The 18,590-nt window shown below is 52.2% G+C and carries 20 protein-coding genes; 10 read left to right on the top strand and 10 right to left on the bottom strand.

The window, feature by feature from the left end; all coding sequences use genetic code 11:
- Positions 1-103: 103 nt before the first annotated feature.
- The 4 genes from FDX11_RS14450 to sad form a co-directional block, all read right to left on the bottom strand.
- A complete protein-coding gene (locus FDX11_RS14450; protein ID WP_137398116.1) occupies positions 104-631 on the bottom strand; it encodes a GNAT family N-acetyltransferase in 528 nt (175 codons plus the stop codon).
- A gap of 80 nt (positions 632-711) precedes the next feature.
- The gene (locus tag FDX11_RS14445; protein ID WP_038640562.1) at positions 712-1,071 is read right to left on the bottom strand and encodes a DUF4186 domain-containing protein; all 360 of its coding nucleotides are present in this window, start codon (positions 1,069-1,071) and stop codon (positions 712-714) included.
- Positions 1,071-1,997, bottom strand: a complete 927-nt coding sequence (glsB, locus tag FDX11_RS14440) for a glutaminase B (protein ID WP_042308422.1) — start codon at positions 1,995-1,997, stop codon at positions 1,071-1,073. Before glsB ends, FDX11_RS14445 begins: the two co-directional genes overlap by 1 nt.
- Positions 1,998-2,148: 151 nt before the next feature.
- Complete coding sequence (gene sad, locus FDX11_RS14435; RefSeq protein ID WP_137398115.1) at positions 2,149-3,537, bottom strand: succinate-semialdehyde dehydrogenase; 1,389 nt, start codon at positions 3,535-3,537, stop codon at positions 2,149-2,151.
- 103 nt (positions 3,538-3,640) lie between these two features.
- Here sad and FDX11_RS14430 point away from each other — a divergent pair, with 103 nt between their 5' ends.
- Positions 3,641-4,516 carry a LysR family transcriptional regulator gene (locus FDX11_RS14430; RefSeq protein WP_137398114.1) on the top strand — a complete coding sequence of 292 codons (876 nt, stop codon included), beginning with the start codon at positions 3,641-3,643 and terminating at the stop codon, positions 4,514-4,516.
- Here the strand turns inward: FDX11_RS14430 and FDX11_RS14425 are convergent.
- The 3 genes from FDX11_RS14425 to FDX11_RS14415 are packed head-to-tail and all read right to left on the bottom strand — an operon-like array spanning position 4,513 to position 7,499.
- On the bottom strand, positions 4,513-5,274 hold the full coding sequence (locus FDX11_RS14425) for a DeoR/GlpR family DNA-binding transcription regulator (RefSeq protein WP_042308428.1): 762 nt from the start codon (positions 5,272-5,274) through the stop codon (positions 4,513-4,515). The two genes, FDX11_RS14430 and FDX11_RS14425, sit on opposite strands and share 4 nt — an antisense overlap.
- 1 nt (position 5,275) lies before the next feature.
- On the bottom strand, positions 5,276-6,262 hold the full coding sequence (locus tag FDX11_RS14420; protein WP_137398113.1) for a D-threonate 4-phosphate dehydrogenase: 987 nt from the start codon (positions 6,260-6,262) through the stop codon (positions 5,276-5,278).
- Positions 6,255-7,499, bottom strand: a complete 1,245-nt coding sequence (locus FDX11_RS14415) for a four-carbon acid sugar kinase family protein (protein WP_137398112.1) — start codon at positions 7,497-7,499, stop codon at positions 6,255-6,257. The genes FDX11_RS14420 and FDX11_RS14415 overlap by 8 nt, the downstream gene beginning before the upstream one ends.
- Before the next feature lie 168 nt (positions 7,500-7,667).
- On the opposite strand from FDX11_RS14415, the gene FDX11_RS14410 reads away from it, so the two are divergent.
- The 5 genes from FDX11_RS14410 (at position 7,668) to FDX11_RS14390 (ending at position 13,475) form a co-directional block, all read left to right on the top strand.
- Positions 7,668-8,825: an iron-containing alcohol dehydrogenase gene (locus FDX11_RS14410; RefSeq protein ID WP_042308435.1), complete on the top strand. Its 1,158-nt coding sequence runs from the start codon at positions 7,668-7,670 to the stop codon at positions 8,823-8,825.
- 3 nt (positions 8,826-8,828) lie between these two features.
- Positions 8,829-9,713: a dihydrodipicolinate synthase family protein gene (locus FDX11_RS14405; protein ID WP_042308437.1), complete on the top strand. Its 885-nt coding sequence runs from the start codon at positions 8,829-8,831 to the stop codon at positions 9,711-9,713.
- 47 nt (positions 9,714-9,760) lie between these two features.
- Complete coding sequence (locus FDX11_RS14400) at positions 9,761-10,711, top strand: phosphoglycerate dehydrogenase (RefSeq protein ID WP_042308438.1); 951 nt, start codon at positions 9,761-9,763, stop codon at positions 10,709-10,711.
- A gap of 65 nt (positions 10,712-10,776) precedes the next feature.
- Positions 10,777-12,096 carry an MFS transporter gene (locus FDX11_RS14395; RefSeq protein WP_042308440.1) on the top strand — a complete coding sequence of 440 codons (1,320 nt, stop codon included), beginning with the start codon at positions 10,777-10,779 and terminating at the stop codon, positions 12,094-12,096.
- A 182-nt stretch (positions 12,097-12,278) separates the two neighbouring features.
- On the top strand, positions 12,279-13,475 hold the full coding sequence (locus tag FDX11_RS14390) for a sugar transporter (protein WP_042308442.1): 1,197 nt from the start codon (positions 12,279-12,281) through the stop codon (positions 13,473-13,475).
- A 39-nt stretch (positions 13,476-13,514) separates the two neighbouring features.
- On the opposite strand, the gene FDX11_RS14385 is transcribed toward FDX11_RS14390, so the two are convergent.
- Complete coding sequence (locus FDX11_RS14385; RefSeq protein ID WP_061381352.1) at positions 13,515-14,180, bottom strand: MarC family NAAT transporter; 666 nt, start codon at positions 14,178-14,180, stop codon at positions 13,515-13,517.
- Positions 14,181-14,437: 257 nt separating this feature from the next.
- Between FDX11_RS14385 and marR the strand changes: the two genes are divergently transcribed.
- From marR to marB, 3 genes are read left to right on the top strand one after another with little or no spacing between them, the layout of a single operon-like run.
- Positions 14,438-14,872, top strand: coding sequence for a multiple antibiotic resistance transcriptional regulator MarR (gene marR, locus FDX11_RS14380; RefSeq protein ID WP_042308445.1), 435 nt, complete (start codon positions 14,438-14,440; stop codon positions 14,870-14,872).
- 19 nt (positions 14,873-14,891) lie between these two features.
- Positions 14,892-15,275: an MDR efflux pump AcrAB transcriptional activator MarA gene (marA, locus tag FDX11_RS14375; protein ID WP_003032424.1), complete on the top strand. Its 384-nt coding sequence runs from the start codon at positions 14,892-14,894 to the stop codon at positions 15,273-15,275.
- Positions 15,276-15,305: 30 nt separating this feature from the next.
- The gene (gene marB, locus FDX11_RS14370) at positions 15,306-15,524 is read left to right on the top strand and encodes a multiple antibiotic resistance protein MarB (RefSeq protein WP_042308447.1); all 219 of its coding nucleotides are present in this window, start codon (positions 15,306-15,308) and stop codon (positions 15,522-15,524) included.
- A gap of 33 nt (positions 15,525-15,557) precedes the next feature.
- Here marB and eamA read toward each other — a convergent pair whose 3' ends face one another.
- On the bottom strand, positions 15,558-16,457 hold the full coding sequence (gene eamA / locus FDX11_RS14365) for an O-acetylserine/cysteine exporter (protein ID WP_042308449.1): 900 nt from the start codon (positions 16,455-16,457) through the stop codon (positions 15,558-15,560).
- 198 nt (positions 16,458-16,655) lie between these two features.
- Here eamA and ydeE point away from each other — a divergent pair, with 198 nt between their 5' ends.
- Positions 16,656-17,843, top strand: coding sequence for an efflux MFS transporter YdeE (gene ydeE / locus FDX11_RS14360; protein ID WP_042308451.1), 1,188 nt, complete (start codon positions 16,656-16,658; stop codon positions 17,841-17,843).
- A gap of 40 nt (positions 17,844-17,883) precedes the next feature.
- Here the strand turns inward: ydeE and urtE are convergent, their stop codons facing one another.
- The gene (urtE, locus tag FDX11_RS14355; RefSeq protein WP_079224247.1) at positions 17,884-18,582 is read right to left on the bottom strand and encodes an urea ABC transporter ATP-binding subunit UrtE; all 699 of its coding nucleotides are present in this window, start codon (positions 18,580-18,582) and stop codon (positions 17,884-17,886) included.
- Positions 18,583-18,590 lie beyond the last annotated feature (8 nt).

Here is an 18,590-nt window from a genome sequence, read left to right as displayed (position 1 = left end):
GGGTTCCCTTTTTGATTAGTCATACAACCTGATTGAATTGGTCCAATAGGTTAGCAAACTTTAATACATTGAAACCCTGTTTTGATCAATCCCCAGCGACAAATTAGAGAGTTTTATAAAAAAGTGTTGTCCCGGTCAGCGTCCCGTCAGGCATTTTGGCATAGTCAGGTATTACTCCTGCTTTTTGCCACCCGCACTTGTGGTAGAACAACTCCGCGCCGCTGCCTGTCGCCGTATCAAGCACCAGCAACGTTTTGCCCTGTTGACGCGCACAACTTTCCAGCTCATTCATCAGTTCCCGGGCAACGCCGCTCCGCCGTGCAGAGGTATGAACCAGCAGCTTAGCGACATCGGCGCGATGAGGTTGGTTTTCCGGTTGATCGATAATGAGCTGGACGGTACCGACGAGCGTTCCCTGGGCATTCTGGGCGCCAAGAACAAGTCTTTCCCCACGGGCAACGCTTTGCGCGACGTTCATCCAGAAAGGCCGTGATTTCTCACGATCAAAAGGCAGCATAAAGCTGACGGAGGCGCCGTCATTGACGCACTGTTCAAGGACATCGCTGAGCTCGTCGATTCTCGACAGAATCTGTGCCGCACTCAGCACGAAGCAGGGTTTGCAGGAAGCCATTTTTTCTCCTTAGATAGACCCCCTTAGCATGCTTTTAACAATTGCATAACACAAGAGGCTGTATCATAGGATTATGTTATCTATGGCTTATTCATTTGGATCACTAACCAGTGATATATAACCGTGACAACGTAACGTTGCTGTTGTTCGTTAAGCGCCACACCCTGAGGAATATCGTGCCATTTTGCCAGACACCCCCGACAACAGGTCGCCGTCGCGTGTTGTGCGATGAATACCGGGTGACCACGCATTGGCGTCTGCTTCCCATCATTAGCGGGAAAAGCGGGAGCCAGTCGTTTGGCAATAAAATCGGCTGCATGTTGTTCAATAACCGGCGCGCCTTTATCCAGACAATACTGCCTTTCTTTCTGGCCGAGGCGAAACCGCGAGCGAAACGTCGATTTCGCCAGCCGGGCAAAAAGAGGGTCGAGCGTATTCATCAGTAAACCGAGCGCCCCATTTGTTGCGTTAGTTGCTCCAGCGCGGCGATACCCGCCAGCGAATTTCCCGCTGGATCCAGTTCCGGGCTCCAGACAGCAATCGCCATCTCGTGTGGAACGATGGCCACGATACCGCCACCCACCCCAGATTTTGCCGGCAGGCCAACCCGCCAGGCAAATTCACCCGCGTTCTGATACATACCGCTGGTCGCCATCAGCGCGTTGATTTGTCGGGCCTGCATCGGCGTAACCACGGGCTCCTCAAGATGGAAGGCATGGCCCTGATTCGCCAGAAATACGAAGGTTCGCGCCAGTTCCACACAGCTCATTTTCAATGCGCAGTAGTGAAAATAGTTTTGCAAAACAGTGGTCACGTCATGGTTAAAATTGCCGAACGATTTCATCAACCAGGCGATAGCGGCGTTACGTGCGGAATGTTCAAACTCAGATCGCGCCACCCTCGCATCGTAGGCGATATCCGGGACGCCGCTTAATGCCCGGACCACTTCCAGCATCCGTTGACGTGGGGCGCTCAGACGCCCTTGCAGCATGTCGCAAACCACCAGCGCCCCGGCGTTAATAAAGGGATTACGCGGGATACCCTGCTCCATTTCCAACTGCACCAGGGAATTAAAAGGATGACCGGATGGATCTTTGCCGACGCGTTGCCAAATCTCCTCTTCCTGATAGTGACGCATCGCCACAACCAGGCTTAACACCTTCGAAATCGACTGAATAGAAAAGCGTTCTTGCGCATCCCCCGCCTGATAGTGCTGCCCATCGACGGTGCATATGGCGATACCCAGTTTGGAACCGTCGACAGAGGCTAACGCAGGAATATAATCAGCGACTTTACCCTGACCAATCAGCGGACGAACCTGCTGCACAATGGTCTCTAAAATTGAATTGTCCATGGCCCTGGCCACAACATGCTCCTTGCTCGCAGGTATGAAAGGCCTGCGAGTATAACAGAGCTGAATACGCTGCGTTAGACCATTAGGTATCAGTGTACGAAGAGTCAATGACAGAAAATTTGCAGAAATAAGGCAGGTGCCCCCGACGGAGGCACCCTCACCTTCAGAGGCGGTTTTTCCAGACGGTCTGCACATTACAAAACTCATGCAGGCCAAAATGCGAAAGCTCGCGACCAAAGCCACTTTTCTTCACGCCGCCAAACGCTACACGGGCGTCGCTGGCGCTGTAGCCATTGATGAAGACGCCTCCACACTCCAAACGAGAGGCCATCTTCTGGGCCAGCGCGTCATCCGCAGTGAACACCGTGGCGGATAAACCAAAATCACTGTCATTCGCCAGTGCCAGAGCATGTTCCGCATTCCTGGCAACGGTGATCGCCGCAACCGGACCAAACAGCTCCTGACGGAAAGCCGTCATTTCTGGCGTTACGCCGCCCAGTACCGTCACGGCATAGTAATTGCCCTGACCTGCTATTTTTTCACCGCCGAGGAGTAACTTCGCCCCTTCGGCCAGGGACGCTTCAACCTGCTGATGAAGTTCATCACGCAGATCAAATCGCGCCATCGGTCCGAGGTCGTTTTCTTCGTTTAACGGATCGCCCATTTTGAGCGCGCTCGCGGCCGCCACAAAACGCGCAGTAAATTCTTCTGCAATTCCTTCTTCGATAATAAAGCGCTTCGCTGCCGCACAAACCTGCCCGGTATTCTGATAACGTCCGGCGACTGCCGCTTTAACTGCCAGATCGAGATCGGCATCATTGAGGACAATAAACGGATCGGAACCACCCAGTTCAAGTACGCATTTTTTCAGCGCCGCACCCGCCTGTGCACCAATCGCCGCACCGGCACGTACGCTACCCGTTACCGTTACCGCTGCGATACGCGGATCGTTGATCATCTGACTGACTCCGGCGTTATCGGCATTTACCCAACCATAAACACCGGCAGGAACGCCTGCATCAGCAAAAACCTGCGCGATAATCGCAGCACAGCCGGTTACGTTAGGCGCATGCTTTAACAAATAGCCATTACCAGCCAGCAAAATCGGAATGGCGCCACGCAGTACCTGCCACAGCGGGAAATTCCACGGCATGATCGCCAGAATAGTTCCAACAGGACGATACTCAATCACCGCCTGGTTATTTTCTACCAGCGTCGGTTCCGGGTTAAGCATCTCAGGTCCATGTTCAGCGTACCAGTCGCACAACGCGGCTGACTTGGCGACTTCACCACGAGCCTGTTTAATGGGTTTGCCCATTTCACGTGAAATACACTGCGCCATCTCTTCCGCGCGATTACGCAGGGCCAGGCCGATTTGACGCAGCGTATGCGCACGGTGCGCGACGGTAGTCTGTTTCCATTCACTGTAGGCACTTGCGGCAAGACTCAGTGCCTGCGCAATCTCTTCGGTGCTGGCCCACGGCATCGCCGTCAGTCTTTCACCGCTGGTAGGATCAACCGAAATAGCATGTGTTGCTGCTGTGATAGTCATGGGTGCCTCTCTTTTATCGCAGGGTATGGTCATATCATGAGCATATTTACTCTTCCTGAAAAATGAATAATATTAACCACACCATTCACGATTAGAGAATATTATGGATCTTACGCAACTGGAAATGTTCAATGCCGTCGCGGAGACCGGCAGCATTACACAGGCCGCAGCGAAGGTGCATCGCGTGCCGTCCAATCTCACTACCCGTATTCGCCAACTTGAGGCCGATCTTGGCGTCGATCTGTTTATTCGTGAAAACCAGCGTCTGCGGCTTTCGCCCTCCGGGCACAACTTTTTGCGCTACAGTCAACGGATCCTGGCGCTGGTAGAGGAAGCGAGAATGGTGGTCGCCGGAGATGAACCACAGGGCTTGTTTTCGCTCGGATCGCTGGAAAGCACCGCCGCGGTACGGATCCCTGCTACGTTGGCTGAATATAACCAATGTTATCCAAAAATTCAGTTTGCCCTGGCGACCGGTCCATCAGGCACCATGCTGGACGGCGTGCTGGACGGCACGTTGAACGCCGCTTTTGTCGATGGTCCCGTTGCCCACCCCGGACTTGAGGGTATTCCGGTCTATCGTGAAGAGATGATGATTGTCACCCCGCACGGTCACCCTCCCATCCAGCGGGCCAGCGACGTCAACGGCTGCAGTATTTACGCGTTTCGCGCCAACTGTTCCTACCGCCGACATTTTGAAAGCTGGTTTCATGCCGATCGCGCCATGCCGGGTACCATTCATGAAATGGAGTCATACCATGGGATGCTGGCCTGCGTTATTGCCGGTGCGGGTATCGCGCTAATTCCACGTTCGATGCTGGAAAGTATGCCCGGACACCATCAGGTCAACGCCTGGCCGTTGAGCGAAAACTGGCGCTGGCTGAATACGTGGCTGGTCTGGCGAAGAGGTGCGATGACAAGGCAGCTGGAAGCCTTTATCGAAGTGCTGGATCCTCAGTTGTCGCAGGATACGGATTAACTGGCAATAGTCAGTTGGCAGGGTAACTGTTCCAGTTGTACACGCACGTCCTCATTGAGCCGGGCATCGGTCACAATATCCGTCAGCGCATTCAGATGGGTAACGTTAAACAAAGACCACGCGCCATATTTTGAGCTGTCTGCCAGCAGTACCCGACGACTGGCGTTGGCAATCAGGTCACGTTTTACTCCGGCCTTTTCTTCCGTCGGCGCGGTGATGCCGCGCGCCAGATCCCAACCGTTACAGCTCAAAAACGCGATATCCGGCCAGACGTTTTGCAACAGTTTACGCCCGTGCTCACCGATACAGGACTGGCTGGAGTCATCAATCCGCCCTCCAATGATCGTCACTTCAATTTGTTTAAATTCGGAGAAAAAAAGCGCGATGTGCAGATCGCTGGTGATGACCCGCAGCGGCAGATGAGTGAGCTGACGAGCCAGTTCAATCATTGTCGTCCCCGCATCCAGAACAATCGCATCCCCGGCCTTCACCAGGCCTGCCGCCGCGCTGGCGATCGCTTGTTTCTCTTGCAGGTTGCGCTGCATTTTCTCATGCGTGGTAGGCTGCGATGGGATAAACCGGTTAAGCGTCACCCCGCCATGGGTACGGCTGATCACGCCTTCCTGATCGAGCTTAATCAGGTCGCGACGGATGGTCGCCGGCGAGGCGTCCGTCACGGCAACAAGCTGTTCTACCGTCGCCAGATTATGCCCTTTCAGATAATCCATAATCTGTTCTAACCGATTATATCCCTTCATTTTAATCCCGCGTGATTTGCATAGCCAACTGGATGGATACCGCCATGCTCTCAGACTTGGCTTTACCTGTCCAGGCAATATCAAACGCCGTGCCGTGGTCCGCAGAGGTGCGAATAAACGGTAACCCGGCGGTGATATTCACCCCATCATAGAATCCAAGCAATTTTAGCGGAATATGGCCCTGGTCGTGATACATCGCCACCACCATGTCGTACATCCCCTCATGGCACTGCATAAATACCGTATCCGGTGGGCACGGCCCTGTGACATTCAGCCCCTGTGCCTGCATGGCCTGGATCGCAGGTCCAACTATTTTGATTTCTTCATCGCCAAAAAGGCCATGTTCTCCGGCATGTGGATTCACCCCTGCCACCGCAATGCGCGGGCTTTCATACCCGACACGGCGCAGAAAATCATGTGCTACCTGAATAACGGTTTTCACCCGCGCCTCGCTGAGCGTATCGAGAAATTTCCGTAGCGCAATATGGGTAGTGACATGAATGACTTTGAGCTGATCGGTATACAGCACCATCGCGTAATCTTTACTGTTAGTCAGTTGCGCCAGCAGTTCGGTATGGCCAGGATAAGGGTGACCCGCCAGATGCAACGCTTCTTTATTTAGCGGCGCGGTGGCTATCGCTTTCACTTCGCCATTCAGCGCCAGCGCGGTGGCACGCTTAATACAGCGATAGGCCAGATCGCCTGCCTGTGCCTGCACCACGCCGGGTTCAAGGGCGTCCGGGTCGGCAAGGGGTTCATCGATCACATTGATAATCCCCGCCGAAAATTGCGCCTGCGCCACATAATCAATGACCCGCAGTTCCGCTGCTGGCGTAATGTTTAATGCCTGAATCCGCCGCAAGGTCTGCGCGCAGCCGACCACCACAACCGGTGCGCCTGAGAGCGGATCCTCTGTCAGTGATTTAATAATAATCTCCGGTCCGATACCTGCCGGGTCGCCCATGGTTACCGCAATAACGTTATTCACTCATTTTCTCCTCAATAGCATGCAAAACCTGACGCAGGGTCGTCTCGTCACCAAAACCACCTGCTTTTGTCATAACCGGGCGTTGCCAGCGGCCGCCGGCAAAATGACCGTACGGTACGCACTGAGCCACACGGTCGGTAATACGAAATCCCGTTGCCTCCAGCGCTTCAGCAACCGCCATAGCAACATCGCCGCCGGAGAGATACAGCGCGGCGGGTGAAGCATCATCTAAAACCTGTCGGGTAAGTTGCCCAAGGAATTGGCAGATTTTTTCGCCCAACTGAGCGCGACTCACCTGCCAGCACGCGCACAGATGTGGAATATGGTGCCGCGCTTCTTTATCAGGACAGGTGTGAACAATGCAGTGTTTACCGGATGCCAGAACGCCAATAATGCGGGCGACGTGCGCGTCCATAGTCCCCTTGAACATATCCTCGATGTCGATGAATACCGTCTCCACCTGCTGATCCCGGCTCACGGCCGCAATCTGACGTTGAGCAATTTCACTCATTGAGCCCACAATCGCCAGTAAACGCTGGGCAGAGACCGTCTGGACTCGGCGAGCCAGTGCGTCACAAATTCCGGCCGAGCCCACCAACAGCGGCGAATCATTTCGCTTCATCACTTCACCGACAATGGCATCAAGATCCGCATTACTCTGCGCATCAACCACCCAAATCTGCGACATATCAACACTTGGTTCTTGCAGGCGTTGTAAACCGTCACTCAATGACATCGTCCGACATTTGATGGAGGTTTGTGCCTGAAGTACCGCACAGATATCAGCGCTGGCGACCGGCGTTTTCGGGTCGCTGGCAAATTCGGTTTCAGTGACCGGAACGCCGTGGACGAGACAGAGCCCCTGTTCAGTCGTCCGGCCAGCCTGGGGATACGCTGGCGCAACAATGGCCAGATTTTTACCCGTCACCTGCATGAGCGCATCCACTTCGGCCCCAGGATTACCGCGTAAAGTGGAATCCATTTTCTTTAGCCACAGTGCCCGCGAATCGGCATGACAGGCGAGCGCTAAAGCATTCACGCGGGCCGCTGCCTGCGGCGCATCCAGCGCACGGCTATCACTATTCACGATCAGTACGTCGGTCTCTTCGGCACAGGGCAACGTAAAGGCGACATTGACCGTCATTCCCGTCAGCGCCAGGCTGACCCCCGCATCGTTTCCGCCGGTAAAGTCGTCGGCGATAACCAGGATTTGCGGGTTTGCTACATGTTTACTCATCCATGCTCCGGGTCGGTGTGTGTTGCTTATGATTATATTCAATCACATTTGATTAAATGTGAGCAAGCTCAAGTTATTCGGTTCCGCGATAAATTATAAATTTAGCCCATGATGAAATCGTTCCTGAATCACAGTGAGCGAATTCAATCACTCAAACAGGAGAATGTTGTGGCAACAATTAATAGCACCGTAATCAGCGGCTCACATGCCATCCCCGCGCTGGAGCCATTACTGAGTGGGAAACGCCAGCTGCTACTGGTGACTGATGGCAATATTGTCCGACTGGATGCGGTGGCGCAGATCCGCACCCTGCTGGCTAATGATGGCCGCCAGGTGACGCTGATTGACAACGTACCGGCCGAACCGGGACATCATGACGTCAGCGCACTCATCAAACGGGTCGCTGACCTCAATGTGGAGATGGTGATCGGTATTGGGGGCGGTAGCGTACTGGACGTGGCCAAGCTGCTCTCTGTCCTGTGTCATCCAGACTCTCCCTCGCTGGAGGCCATGCTGGCTGGCGAGAAACCGCAACAACGTGTGGCCTGCGTACTTATCCCTGCCACCGCCGGGACAGGTTCAGAAGCCACCCCAAACGCAATACTGGCAATCCCGGAACAAAACACCAAGACAGGCATCATCTCCCCGGTGCTGTTGCCGGATTATGTCGCCCTGCTACCGGAACTCACTACCAGTATGCCTGCGCACATTGCCTCATCAACCGGCATTGACGCGCTATGCCATCTGATTGAGTGCTTTACAGCGACTATTGCCAATCCGGTCAGTGACAACGCTGCGCTCATCGGTTTACAGAAATTACTGAAGAATATCGAAACGTCGGTCAATGAACCGAACAATTTGCTGGCGAAACTGGAAATGCTATGGGCGTCGTATTATGGCGGCGTGGCGATTAATCATGCCGGGACTCACCTAGTCCACGCACTCTCATACCCGCTGGGGGGGCGGTATCATCTACCTCACGGCGTTGCCAATGCGATTTTGTTGGCGCCCTGCATGCGGGTGGTTCGCCCTTATGCCGTCGACAAGTTCGCCCAGGTCTGGGATCTGGTACCGGATGCCGATCTTACCCTGAATGCTGAAGAAAAATCACATGCGCTGGTGGCCTGGTTTTCTGCCCTCGTGAAACGTCTCAACCTTCCCGATAACCTGGCAACGCTCGGCGTCCCGTACGCAGACATTCCCGCGCTGGCCGATGCCGCGCTAAACGTGAAACGCCTGATGAATAACGCTCCCTGCCAGGTGAGCCATGATGATGTTCAGGCCATTTACCAAACTCTGTTTCCCGATCTGATCACAAAGGAGTGAACAATGAGCAGCAAAATTCGTGGCGTACTGACCGCCATAGTGACCCCATTTGACCACGAAGGCGGTCTGAATCTCAGTGAGCTTAAAAACCAGGTCAACCGCCAGCTTCGTGCCGGAAACGGTATTTTCTGCGGCGGCACCAACGGCGAGTTTTTTGTGCTTAACGAGGAGGAAAAAATCGCCGTTACCCGGACCTGCGTGGAAGAAGTTGCCGGTCACGCGCATGTTGTGGCGCATATTGGCGAAATATCAACCCGCGATACTATCCGTCTGGGTAAGCAGGTAGAAAAACTGGGTGTCGATGCCGTATCGGTCATTACTCCGTATTTTGTCCCGCTGAAACAACATGAGTTGATTGCCCACTATACAGCGATCGCCGACGCGTTAACAGTTCCCGTTTTTCTTTACAACATTCCGGCGCGTACGGGCAATACCATTGAGCCCGCAACGGCAAGAACGCTCGCGGCGCACCCCAACATCATTGGAATCAAAGACAGCGCGGGCAGCTATGAGAGCCTGAGCGGATTCCTGGATGCCGTCAAAGATATCGACGGATTCGATGTACTGAATGGCCCCGACTCGCTGATTCACCAGGGTTTTGTCGACGGCTGTTCCGCTTGTATCTCCGGGCTGGCAAACGTCGCGCCTGATGAAATCAACGCTATCTGGTCACGGTTTAACGCGGGCGATGTCGCCGGATCGCACCAGGCTCAGGAGAGCGTTACGGGTCTGCGCACCGATCTTTACAAGGTGGCCTTCTCGCCTGCCGCAGTTAAAAAAGCATTACAAATCATGGGACATGATGTCGGCGCCAGCCGTTACGCTGTCACGTTTGATGAGCAGCAGGAAATCCAGATCCAGCAAATTATCAATAACTATCTGCGATAAACCCTTATACGGCGGCGGTAACGCCGCTTAACCAACAGGATTGTGTTATGAACGTCATCTGTACATCACCTTCATTTGCCAAATACGATCAACAACCGATCGCGCAGCTAAAAGAAGTCGGCCTGGAATTAATAATGTTGCCAGCGGATGCAGGGTTGGAAGCGCTTGAACCCCATCTCAAAGAAACGGTGGCGATGATTGTCGCCTTTACCGATGTCAATGCGAAATTGCTGGCTGCGGCCCCAAATCTGAAGATCGTCTGCAAACACGGCGTAGGCGTTGATAATATCGATCTCAATGCGACGCGCGAAAAAGGCATTTATGTCACCAATGTGCCTGATGCCAATAAACATGCCGTTGCCGATTTTGCCTTTTCCTTGATCCTCAACTGCGCGCGCCAGCTCCCACAGGCTATTGAACAAACCCGGGCCGGTCACTGGCCACGCATCTTCGCCTCCGATGTGTATGGCAAAACCATAGGTATTATTGGATTAGGTAACATAGGTAAACAGGTTGCGCTACGCGCCCGGGGATTCAATATGCGCGTATTGGCGTATGACGCCTGGCAGGACGCGCAGTTTGCCAAAGAGAATCGGGTTGAGTACGTCTCGCTCGACGAATTAACGGAACAAAGCGATTTCATAACCCTGCATACGCCTCTTACCCCTGAAACCAAAGATCTCTTTGATTTCGCGCGTATTAATAAAATGAAGCCCAGCAGTTATCTCATCAACGTGTCGCGGGGCGGCGTAGTGAATGAGGAGGATCTGCTGCAGGCGTTGACCGAAGGGGTGATTAAAGGAGCTGCCGCCGATGTCTTTTTACATGAGCCATGCGATTCGCATCCCTTGTTTTCCCTCGATAACTTCATTCCCACCGCACACATTGCAGGATACACCGAGGGCGCCATCAGCAATATTGGCGAGCAATGTGTTCATAATATTATTGAGTCTGTCATACATCAGCATAAACCGAAAAATATCATGAATGAATTATAACATTGTGGAGAATACTGTAGCCTTCCCACAATAATAAAAATGAACATCTACCATGGGCCTGATATATGAATAATTTTGCAGAGAAATCCCGAATCCGCTGGTGGATTGCGGGATTAATGTGGCTTGCTATTGCAATTAATTATATTGACCGAACGGTATTATCTGCGGCTGCCCCGCATCTCATCGACGAACTAAAACTCGACCCTGAAATGATGGGTTTTATAATGGCAGCTTTCTTCTGGTCATACTCGCTCTTACAAATACCCGCAGGCTGGTTTGCCGACCGCTTCGGGCAGAAAAAAGGATTGGGTTTTGCCGTTGCATGGTGGTCAATCGCCACGTCTATGATGGGATTAGCCACCGGATTTAAATCACTCCTCGCCTTGCGGCTTGCCCTCGGTGTCGGTGAAGCCGCGGCATACCCAAGCAACGCAGGCATCGCGGCTCGCTGGTTCCCTGACAGTGAGAGAGCGACCGTTTCCGGACTCTTTGACAGCGCCTCTAAATTCGGCGGCGCGGTGGCAATGCCGCTGATCGTCTGGATGATTTACCAGTTTGACTGGCGAATGACGTTTCTCATCATTGGTAGCGTCGGGATTATCTGGGTTATTGCCTGGTATTTTATTTATACGGAAAATCCAGAAGACCACAAAAAAATCAGCACCAGCGAAGTTAAGCATATTCGTGAAGGTCAAAAACAAAAGCACGGTGATAAATCTGTGCTGCCTATGCGCTGGTATAAATTGCTGCGTTATCGCAATATCTGGGCGATGTGTATTGGTTTCTTTACCATCAACTATACTTCCTATTTCTTTATTACCTGGTTGCCTACTTATCTGGTAAAAGACAAAGGTATGGATTTCATTAAAATGGGAATGGTTGCCGCATTGCCGTTACTCTGCGGAATGGTGATCGAGGTCATCGCCGGCTGGGCATCTGACCGTATGGTGCATAAGCGAATTTTGTCACTGACGGCTACGCGTAAACTCTTTCTGACCATTGGTTTGTTGATGGCGTTATGCATTGGTTTTGCCCCCTTTACCGACTCGGTGTATATGACCGTCTTTTTACTGTGCGTCGCAAAATCTGGTACCACGGTCGCCGCATCACAGGTATGGGCGCTCCCAGGAGACGTTGCGCCTAAAAACAGCGTCTCGATCGTGGCTGGATTGCAGAATACCGTTTCCAACATGGGCGGCGCTGTAGGGCCGATAATTACAGGGGCGATCGTTGCCGCCACGGGTTCATTTACCTGGGCGCTGGTTTTTTCAGCCGCATTAGTCGTGGTAGGGATTCTGAACTATCTGTTTTTGATGGGTAAAGTTGAACCAATTATCGACAGTGAACATGAAGCACTGTGTATGAAAGAAGCACAACAGCACTAATCCAGCGCGCTTGCGGTTTTCCCGGTCAGTCATCGTACTGGCCGGGGTTACGCACTCCTCTCATAGGCAACCGTCTTCCCCAGCCAAACAACGTGATCTCAATCACAAAATGATTGTATTTTCGCCAGAAAACGTTTTAAGATCGATGCCTCTCCTTTTCGCAGTTAACCCGATTTATCGATATGACAACAGACACTGTTTCCCGCAAGGTGGCGTGGCTACGTGTAGTTACGCTTGCCATTGCCGGTTTTATTTTCAATACCACAGAGTTTGTCCCTGTCGGTTTGCTGTCCGACATCGCGCAAAGTTTTAATATGCAGACCGCGCAGGTCGGGATCATGCTGACAATCTACGCCTGGGTTGTTGCCTTAATGTCGCTTCCCTTCATGCTGCTTACCAGCCAGATGGAACGACGCAAGCTCCTGATCTGTCTGTTTGTGGTGTTTATTGCCAGCCATGTGCTCTCTTTCCTGGCATGGAATTTCACCGTGCTGGTGATTAGCCGTATTGGTATCGCCTTTGCACACGCTATTTTCTGGTCCATTACCGCATCGCTGGCAATTCGCCTGGCCCCGGCAGGAAAACGTGCGCAGGCGCTTAGCCTGATTGCTACCGGCACCGCACTGGCAATGGTGCTGGGTCTGCCTATCGGGCGTATCGTCGGTCAGTATTTTGGCTGGCGCACCACATTCTTTGCTATCGGCATGGGGGCGTTAGTCACCCTGCTTTGCCTGATTAAGTTACTGCCTAAATTGCCCAGCGAACACTCCGGTTCACTTAAAAGTTTGCCGGTGTTATTCCACCGTCCGGCGTTGATGAGCCTGTATGTGCTGACGGTGATTGTGGTCACCGCCCACTACACGGCTTATAGCTACATTGAACCGTTTGTACAGACCGTCGCCGGACTGAGCGCCAACTTTGCTACCGTGCTGCTACTGATTCTGGGCGGCGCGGGTATTATTGGTAGTGTGATATTTGGCAAACTGGGTAATCTACATGCTTCCATACTCATCAGTAGCGCCATTGCCCTGCTGACGGTATGCCTGGTGCTCCTATTGCCAGCCGCTGACAGCGAAATGCACCTCGCCATCCTCAGTATTTTCTGGGGCATTGCTATTATGTTGATCGGTCTTGGCATGCAGGTAAAAGTGCTGGCGCTGGCCCCGGATGCCACCGATGTCGCAATGGCACTGTTCTCCGGTATCTTTAATATCGGCATTGGCGCTGGCGCGCTGGTGGGTAATCAGGTGAGTTTACACTGGTCGATGTCAACGATTGGTTATACAGGCGCAGTACCTGCCGTTGTTGCGTTGGTATGGTCGGTGATAATCTTTCGCAAATGGCCGATATCGCTCGAAGAGCAGCCACAGCATTCATAAAAAACGGGCCTGGTATAAGACAATACCGGGCCCGTTTATTTAAGCGTAAGTTTTAATAATTTCCAGCACGCCGTTAATAATAAACTGCACGCCCATACACACCAGCAGGAAGCCCATCAGGCGCGAAATAGCTTCTATACCGCCTTTGCCTACCAAACGCATAATCCCACCGGAACTGCGTAAACAACCCCACAGGATAACGCCGACAACCGCAAAAATTATCGGCGGCGCAACCATAATTACCCAATCAGGAAATTCGGAGCCATGACGGACGGTTGACGCCGAGCTGATGATCATGGCTATCGTACCCGGACCGGCGGTACTTGGCATTGCCAGCGGTACAAATGCAATATTGGCAGTCGGTTCGTCTTCCAGCTCCTCTGACTTACTTTTCGCCTCTGGAGACTCATGCGCCTTCTGTTGTGGAAACAACATCCGAAAACCGATAAACGCAACGATTAACCCACCCGCAATACGTAATCCGGGGATCGAAATCCCGAAGGTATTCATCACCAGCTGCCCGGCATAGTACGCCACCATCATGATGGCAAACACATACACAGACGCCATCAGGGACTGACGGTTACGCTCTGCGCTGTTCATATTACCGGCAAGGCCAAGAAACAACGCCACGGTGGTTAACGGGTTTGCCAACGGTAACAGGACTACCAGCCCCAGCCCTATTGCTTTAAACAAGTCCATCATAATGTCATCTTTCCTGTGCGTTAATCGTCAACGGCAAGTATAAGGTGAAAGCCGAGTGATAAGCCATTTTCACGGTGTAAGGATTCATTTTTCGCCCGCGCCTATAACCCATAATTATCAGACCGTTAAAATTATATACGTCAGTTGATGAGCCTGCTGATTTAGCAAAACGTGGCATTTGCCGACCCATTCATTTGACTTATATTTGCCTAAGCAATAATATCAGCCGTGACTAACTACTTGCCAGGGCAACCATTGTGAAAAGCACCAGTGATCTGTTTAACGAAATCATCCCACTGGGTCGTTTGATCTATATGGTTAATCAGAAAAAAGATCGTTTGCTAAACGACTACCTGTCACCGCTGGATATCACAGCATCACAGTTCAAAGTGCTCTGCTCCATCCGTTGTGCGGTGTGCATTACCCCTGTCGAATTGAAAAAAGTGCTGTCTGTCGATCTTGGCGCCCTGACGCGGATGCTGGACAGACTGGCCTGTAAAGGCTGGATAGAAAGGCTTCCGAATCCACATGATAAGCGTGGCGTGCTGGTGAAACTCACCGAGCATGGCGCAGCAATTTGCGAGCAGTGTCACCAATTAGTCGGGCAAGACCTGCACCAGGAACTAACAAAAAACTTAACGGCGGATGAAGTAGCCACGCTTGAGCATTTGCTTAAGAGAATCCTGCCGTAAACAGAAAAGAGGTATGACGATGTCCAGACGCAATACTGACACAATCACTATTCATAGCATTTTGGACTGGATCGAAAATAACCTTGAATCACCGCTCTCGCTGGAAAAAGTGTCTGAGCGTTCAGGTTACTCCAAATGGCACCTGCAACGGATGTTTAAAAAAGAAACCGGTCATTCACTGGGTCAATACATCCGCAGCCGTAAAATGACTGAAATAGCGCAAAAATTAAAAGAAAGTAACGAGCCGATTCTTTATCTGGCGGAGCGTTACGGCTTTGAATCTCAGCAAACGCTGACCAGAACGTTCAAAAACTATTTTGATGTTCCGCCGCATAAATACCGTATGACCAATATGCACGGCGAATCACGCTATTTGCTTCCGCTCAATCAGTGTAATTGCTAATCGCCAGTTAACGACGTAACCGAGGAAATGATGAAAATTCTGTCTTATGCGATGCTGGCCCTGCTGTTGGTTGTTTCGGGCCAGAGCATGGCGGAACAGACTGCGCAACCCGCCACCCAGAACAGTCGTGACGCAATGATTATGCCCCCTGCGCACGATCAGTCCCCGTTCGATTTTAATCATATGGGTGCCGGCAGCGATAAGTCCGACGAATTGGGGGTGCCTTATTACAATACGCGCAACCTGTAATTCGTTTTTGCCCCGCCACGGCGGGGCTTTTTATTACCCTCTCACCTGCGCTATCTTGCGCAAACGAAAGCCAAATACATTAATATACAGCCCAGCCATAATCAGCAGCGCACCCAGCAGTTGCAAACCCGTCAGCGTTTCATCCAGCAACACAGCTGCACTTGCCAGACCGACAACGGGCACTAACAGCGACAGCGGCGCTACCCGCCAGGTTTCATAACGCCCAAGTAATGAACCCCAGATTCCGTAACCCACAATGGTCGCCACAAACGCCAGATAAACCAGTGACAAAATGGTGATCATATCTATCGCCACCAGGCTCTGCACAATTTGTGTCGGACCATCCAGCAGTGCGGATGCCAAAAAGAACGGGATAATGGGAATTAAAGCGCTCCACACGACCAGGGACATCACAGCCGGACGCGACGTGTGCTGCATTATTTTTTTGTTAAAGATATTGCCGCAGGCCCAGCTTAGCGCCGCCGCCAGCGTCAGCATAAAACCGAGCATGCCGACATGCTGCCCGTTCAGACTAGCTTCAATCAACACCAGTACGCCAAACACGGCCAGCGCAATCCCTACCAGCTGTTTCCCCTGCAAACGCTCGCCAAAAGCGAATGCCCCCAGAATGATGGTGAAAAACGCCTGAGCTTGTAATACCAGCGAAGCTAACCCGGCAGGCATACCGAATTTGATGGCGCTAAAGAGAAACGCGAACTGCCCAAAACTGATGGTCAGGCCATAACCGAGTAACAGCGAAAGCGGGATTTTCGGGCGGGCAATAAAGAATATCGCCGGAAATGCCACCAGTAAAAATCGCAATCCTGCCAGCATCAATGGCGGCATATTGTGCAGGCCAACTTTAATGACGACAAAGTTCAGGCCCCAAACGACAACGACCAGCAACGCTAACAACCCGTCTTTACGTGACATACCACCGCCCTTGCAAATATTAAATTTTTGTAAACAAGTTAAGGTAACGGAAATCATTGTACCGGAACAGATCATTAATTCAGGTAGGCTATTGAGGGCATTTTCCGACAACTTATTGAGTGTACATCACACTTTTACCATGCTATTTGTTTCTGATATCTAAAAAAAACATAACAACATGCATTGTCGGGCAGGAAAATGAATATCTCTCTGAGACGGTCCACTCTCGCGTTACTTGCATCATCCTTGTTATTAACCATTGGGCGCGGCGCTACGCTGCCATTCATGACGATTTACCTCAGTCGGCAGTATAACCTGAGCGTCGATCTGATCGGTTATGCGATGACGGTCGCCCTGACTATTGGCGTCGTTTTCAGCCTTGGCTTTGGTATTCTGGCCGACAAGTTCGATAAAAAACGCTACATGCTGCTGGCTATCTGCGGCTTTGCCTCTGGTTTTATTGCGATCCCACTGGTGCATAACGTCGTGGTGGTGGTGCTGCTCTTCGCCCTGATCAACTGCGCCTACTCCGTCTTCGCAACGGTGCTGAAGGCCTGGTTTGCCGATAATCTCTCTGCCACCAACAAAACGAAAATTTTCTCGCTTAACTATACCGTGCTGAACATCGGCTGGACCGTTGGCCCCCCGCTGGGCACCCTGCTGGTGATGCAAAGTATTAACTTACCGTTCTGGCTGGCGGCCGCCTGCTCGGCTTTACCACTGGTGTTTATCCAGACGTGGGTAAAACGTTCAACGGTAGTATCAGAAGGTTCAAACGCCGCGGTTTGGTCACCCTCGGTGCTCCTGCGCGACAGAGCACTATGTTGGTTTACGTTGTCGGCATTTCTGGCGTCATTTGTTGGAGGCGCATTTGCCTCCTGTATTTCACAATACGTGATGGTGGTCGCCAACGGTGATTTTGCCGAAAAAGTGGTAGCGGTCGTTCTGCCCGTCAATGCCGCCATTGTGGTATCGCTGCAATATGCCCTCGGACGCAGGATCACTGCCGCTAACATTCGACCGTTGATGACAGTAGGCACAATCTTCTTTGTGCTCGGCCTGGTTGGTTTCATGTTTTCCGGCAATAGCTTATGGTTCTGGGGTATTTCTGCGGCCCTTTTCACGATCGGTGAAGTCATTTACGCCCCGGGCGAATACATGCTGATCGATAACATCGCCCCGGCCGGCATGAAAGCCAGCTATTTTTCCGCCCAGTCGCTGGGCTGGCTTGGTGCCGCGGTAAACCCATTGGTCAGCGGCGTCATTTTGACCACATTACCGCCGTGGTCGCTGTTTGTGGCGCTGATAGTGGCGATTGTCCTTGCCTGGGCGTTAATGATAAAGGGTATGCGCGCTAAACCCTGGGATCAGACGGCGGTCTGCTGATTGTCATCGCGACAGAGCCAGAGTGGTTCTGTCGCGTATCTCAAATGGCCACCAGCCCTCGTACTCCCTCGGATTCCATATTCTCACCGGAACCGCTTTGAATAATACTGCCGCGCGACATAAGCAGGTATTTGTCAGCCAGCTGCTGCGCAAAATCATAGAACTGTTCCACCAGCAAAATGGCCATATCACCCCGATGCGCCAGGTGAGAAATAACCTGACCAATCTCTTTAATTACTGACGGCTGGATCCCCTCGGTCGGCTCATCAAGGATCAACAACTGCGGGCGACTGGCCAGCGCCCGTCCAATAGCCAGTTGCTGCTGCTGTCCACCGGACAAATCTCCGCCCCGTCGATACTTCATCTCCTGTAGCACTGGAAATAGCGCGTAAATATCATCCGGCACGCGCCGGGCGTCCTGTGCTGAAAAGCGGGAAAGGCCCAGCAGCAAGTTCTCTTCCACTGTCAGACGCGGAAAAATATCGCGGCCCTGCGGTACGTACGCCACACCGGCTCTGACCCGTTGATGTGGCTTCCAGTGCGTGACATTTTTTTCCTGCCAGAGCACGCTTCCACTGCGGGCAGGAATAAGTCCCATCAGGCATTTTAGTAGCGTTGTTTTTCCCATGCCGTTACGCCCCAGCAGACACGTCACCTCGCCGATACGCGCCTCAAAGCTCACGCCACGCAGAATATGGCTGCCGCCATAATATTGATTCAGTTCATTTACCTGTAGCATCAGCCCTC

It is taken from the genome of Citrobacter sp. wls714, from assembly GCF_005281025.1.
Taxonomy (GTDB): domain Bacteria; phylum Pseudomonadota; class Gammaproteobacteria; order Enterobacterales; family Enterobacteriaceae; genus Citrobacter; species Citrobacter werkmanii.
This window is presented reverse-complemented; position numbering and strand designations above follow the sequence as displayed.

What these genes read in the sequence shown, in the direction of transcription:
- FDX11_RS14450 (WP_137398116.1), bottom strand. Translation starts at nt 631, where the DNA reads ATGGCTTCCTGCAAACCCTGCTTCGTGCTGAGTGCGGCACAGATTCTG.
- FDX11_RS14445 (WP_038640562.1), bottom strand. Translation starts at nt 1,071, where the DNA reads ATGAATACGCTCGACCCTCTTTTTGCCCGGCTGGCGAAATCGACGTTT.
- sad (WP_137398115.1), bottom strand. Translation starts at nt 3,537, where the DNA reads ATGACTATCACAGCAGCAACACATGCTATTTCGGTTGATCCTACCAGC.
- FDX11_RS14430 (WP_137398114.1), top strand. Translation starts at nt 3,641, where the DNA reads ATGGATCTTACGCAACTGGAAATGTTCAATGCCGTCGCGGAGACCGGC.
- FDX11_RS14425 (WP_042308428.1), bottom strand. Translation starts at nt 5,274, where the DNA reads ATGAAGGGATATAATCGGTTAGAACAGATTATGGATTATCTGAAAGGG.
- FDX11_RS14415 (WP_137398112.1), bottom strand. Translation starts at nt 7,499, where the DNA reads ATGAGTAAACATGTAGCAAACCCGCAAATCCTGGTTATCGCCGACGAC.
- FDX11_RS14405 (WP_042308437.1), top strand. Translation starts at nt 8,829, where the DNA reads ATGAGCAGCAAAATTCGTGGCGTACTGACCGCCATAGTGACCCCATTT.
- FDX11_RS14400 (WP_042308438.1), top strand. Translation starts at nt 9,761, where the DNA reads ATGAACGTCATCTGTACATCACCTTCATTTGCCAAATACGATCAACAA.
- FDX11_RS14395 (WP_042308440.1), top strand. Translation starts at nt 10,777, where the DNA reads ATGAATAATTTTGCAGAGAAATCCCGAATCCGCTGGTGGATTGCGGGA.
- FDX11_RS14390 (WP_042308442.1), top strand. Translation starts at nt 12,279, where the DNA reads ATGACAACAGACACTGTTTCCCGCAAGGTGGCGTGGCTACGTGTAGTT.
- FDX11_RS14385 (WP_061381352.1), bottom strand. Translation starts at nt 14,180, where the DNA reads ATGATGGACTTGTTTAAAGCAATAGGGCTGGGGCTGGTAGTCCTGTTA.
- marA (WP_003032424.1), top strand. Translation starts at nt 14,892, where the DNA reads ATGTCCAGACGCAATACTGACACAATCACTATTCATAGCATTTTGGAC.
- marB (WP_042308447.1), top strand. Translation starts at nt 15,306, where the DNA reads ATGAAAATTCTGTCTTATGCGATGCTGGCCCTGCTGTTGGTTGTTTCG.
- eamA (WP_042308449.1), bottom strand. Translation starts at nt 16,457, where the DNA reads ATGTCACGTAAAGACGGGTTGTTAGCGTTGCTGGTCGTTGTCGTTTGG.
- ydeE (WP_042308451.1), top strand. Translation starts at nt 16,656, where the DNA reads ATGAATATCTCTCTGAGACGGTCCACTCTCGCGTTACTTGCATCATCC.
- urtE (WP_079224247.1), bottom strand. Translation starts at nt 18,582, where the DNA reads ATGCTACAGGTAAATGAACTGAATCAATATTATGGCGGCAGCCATATT.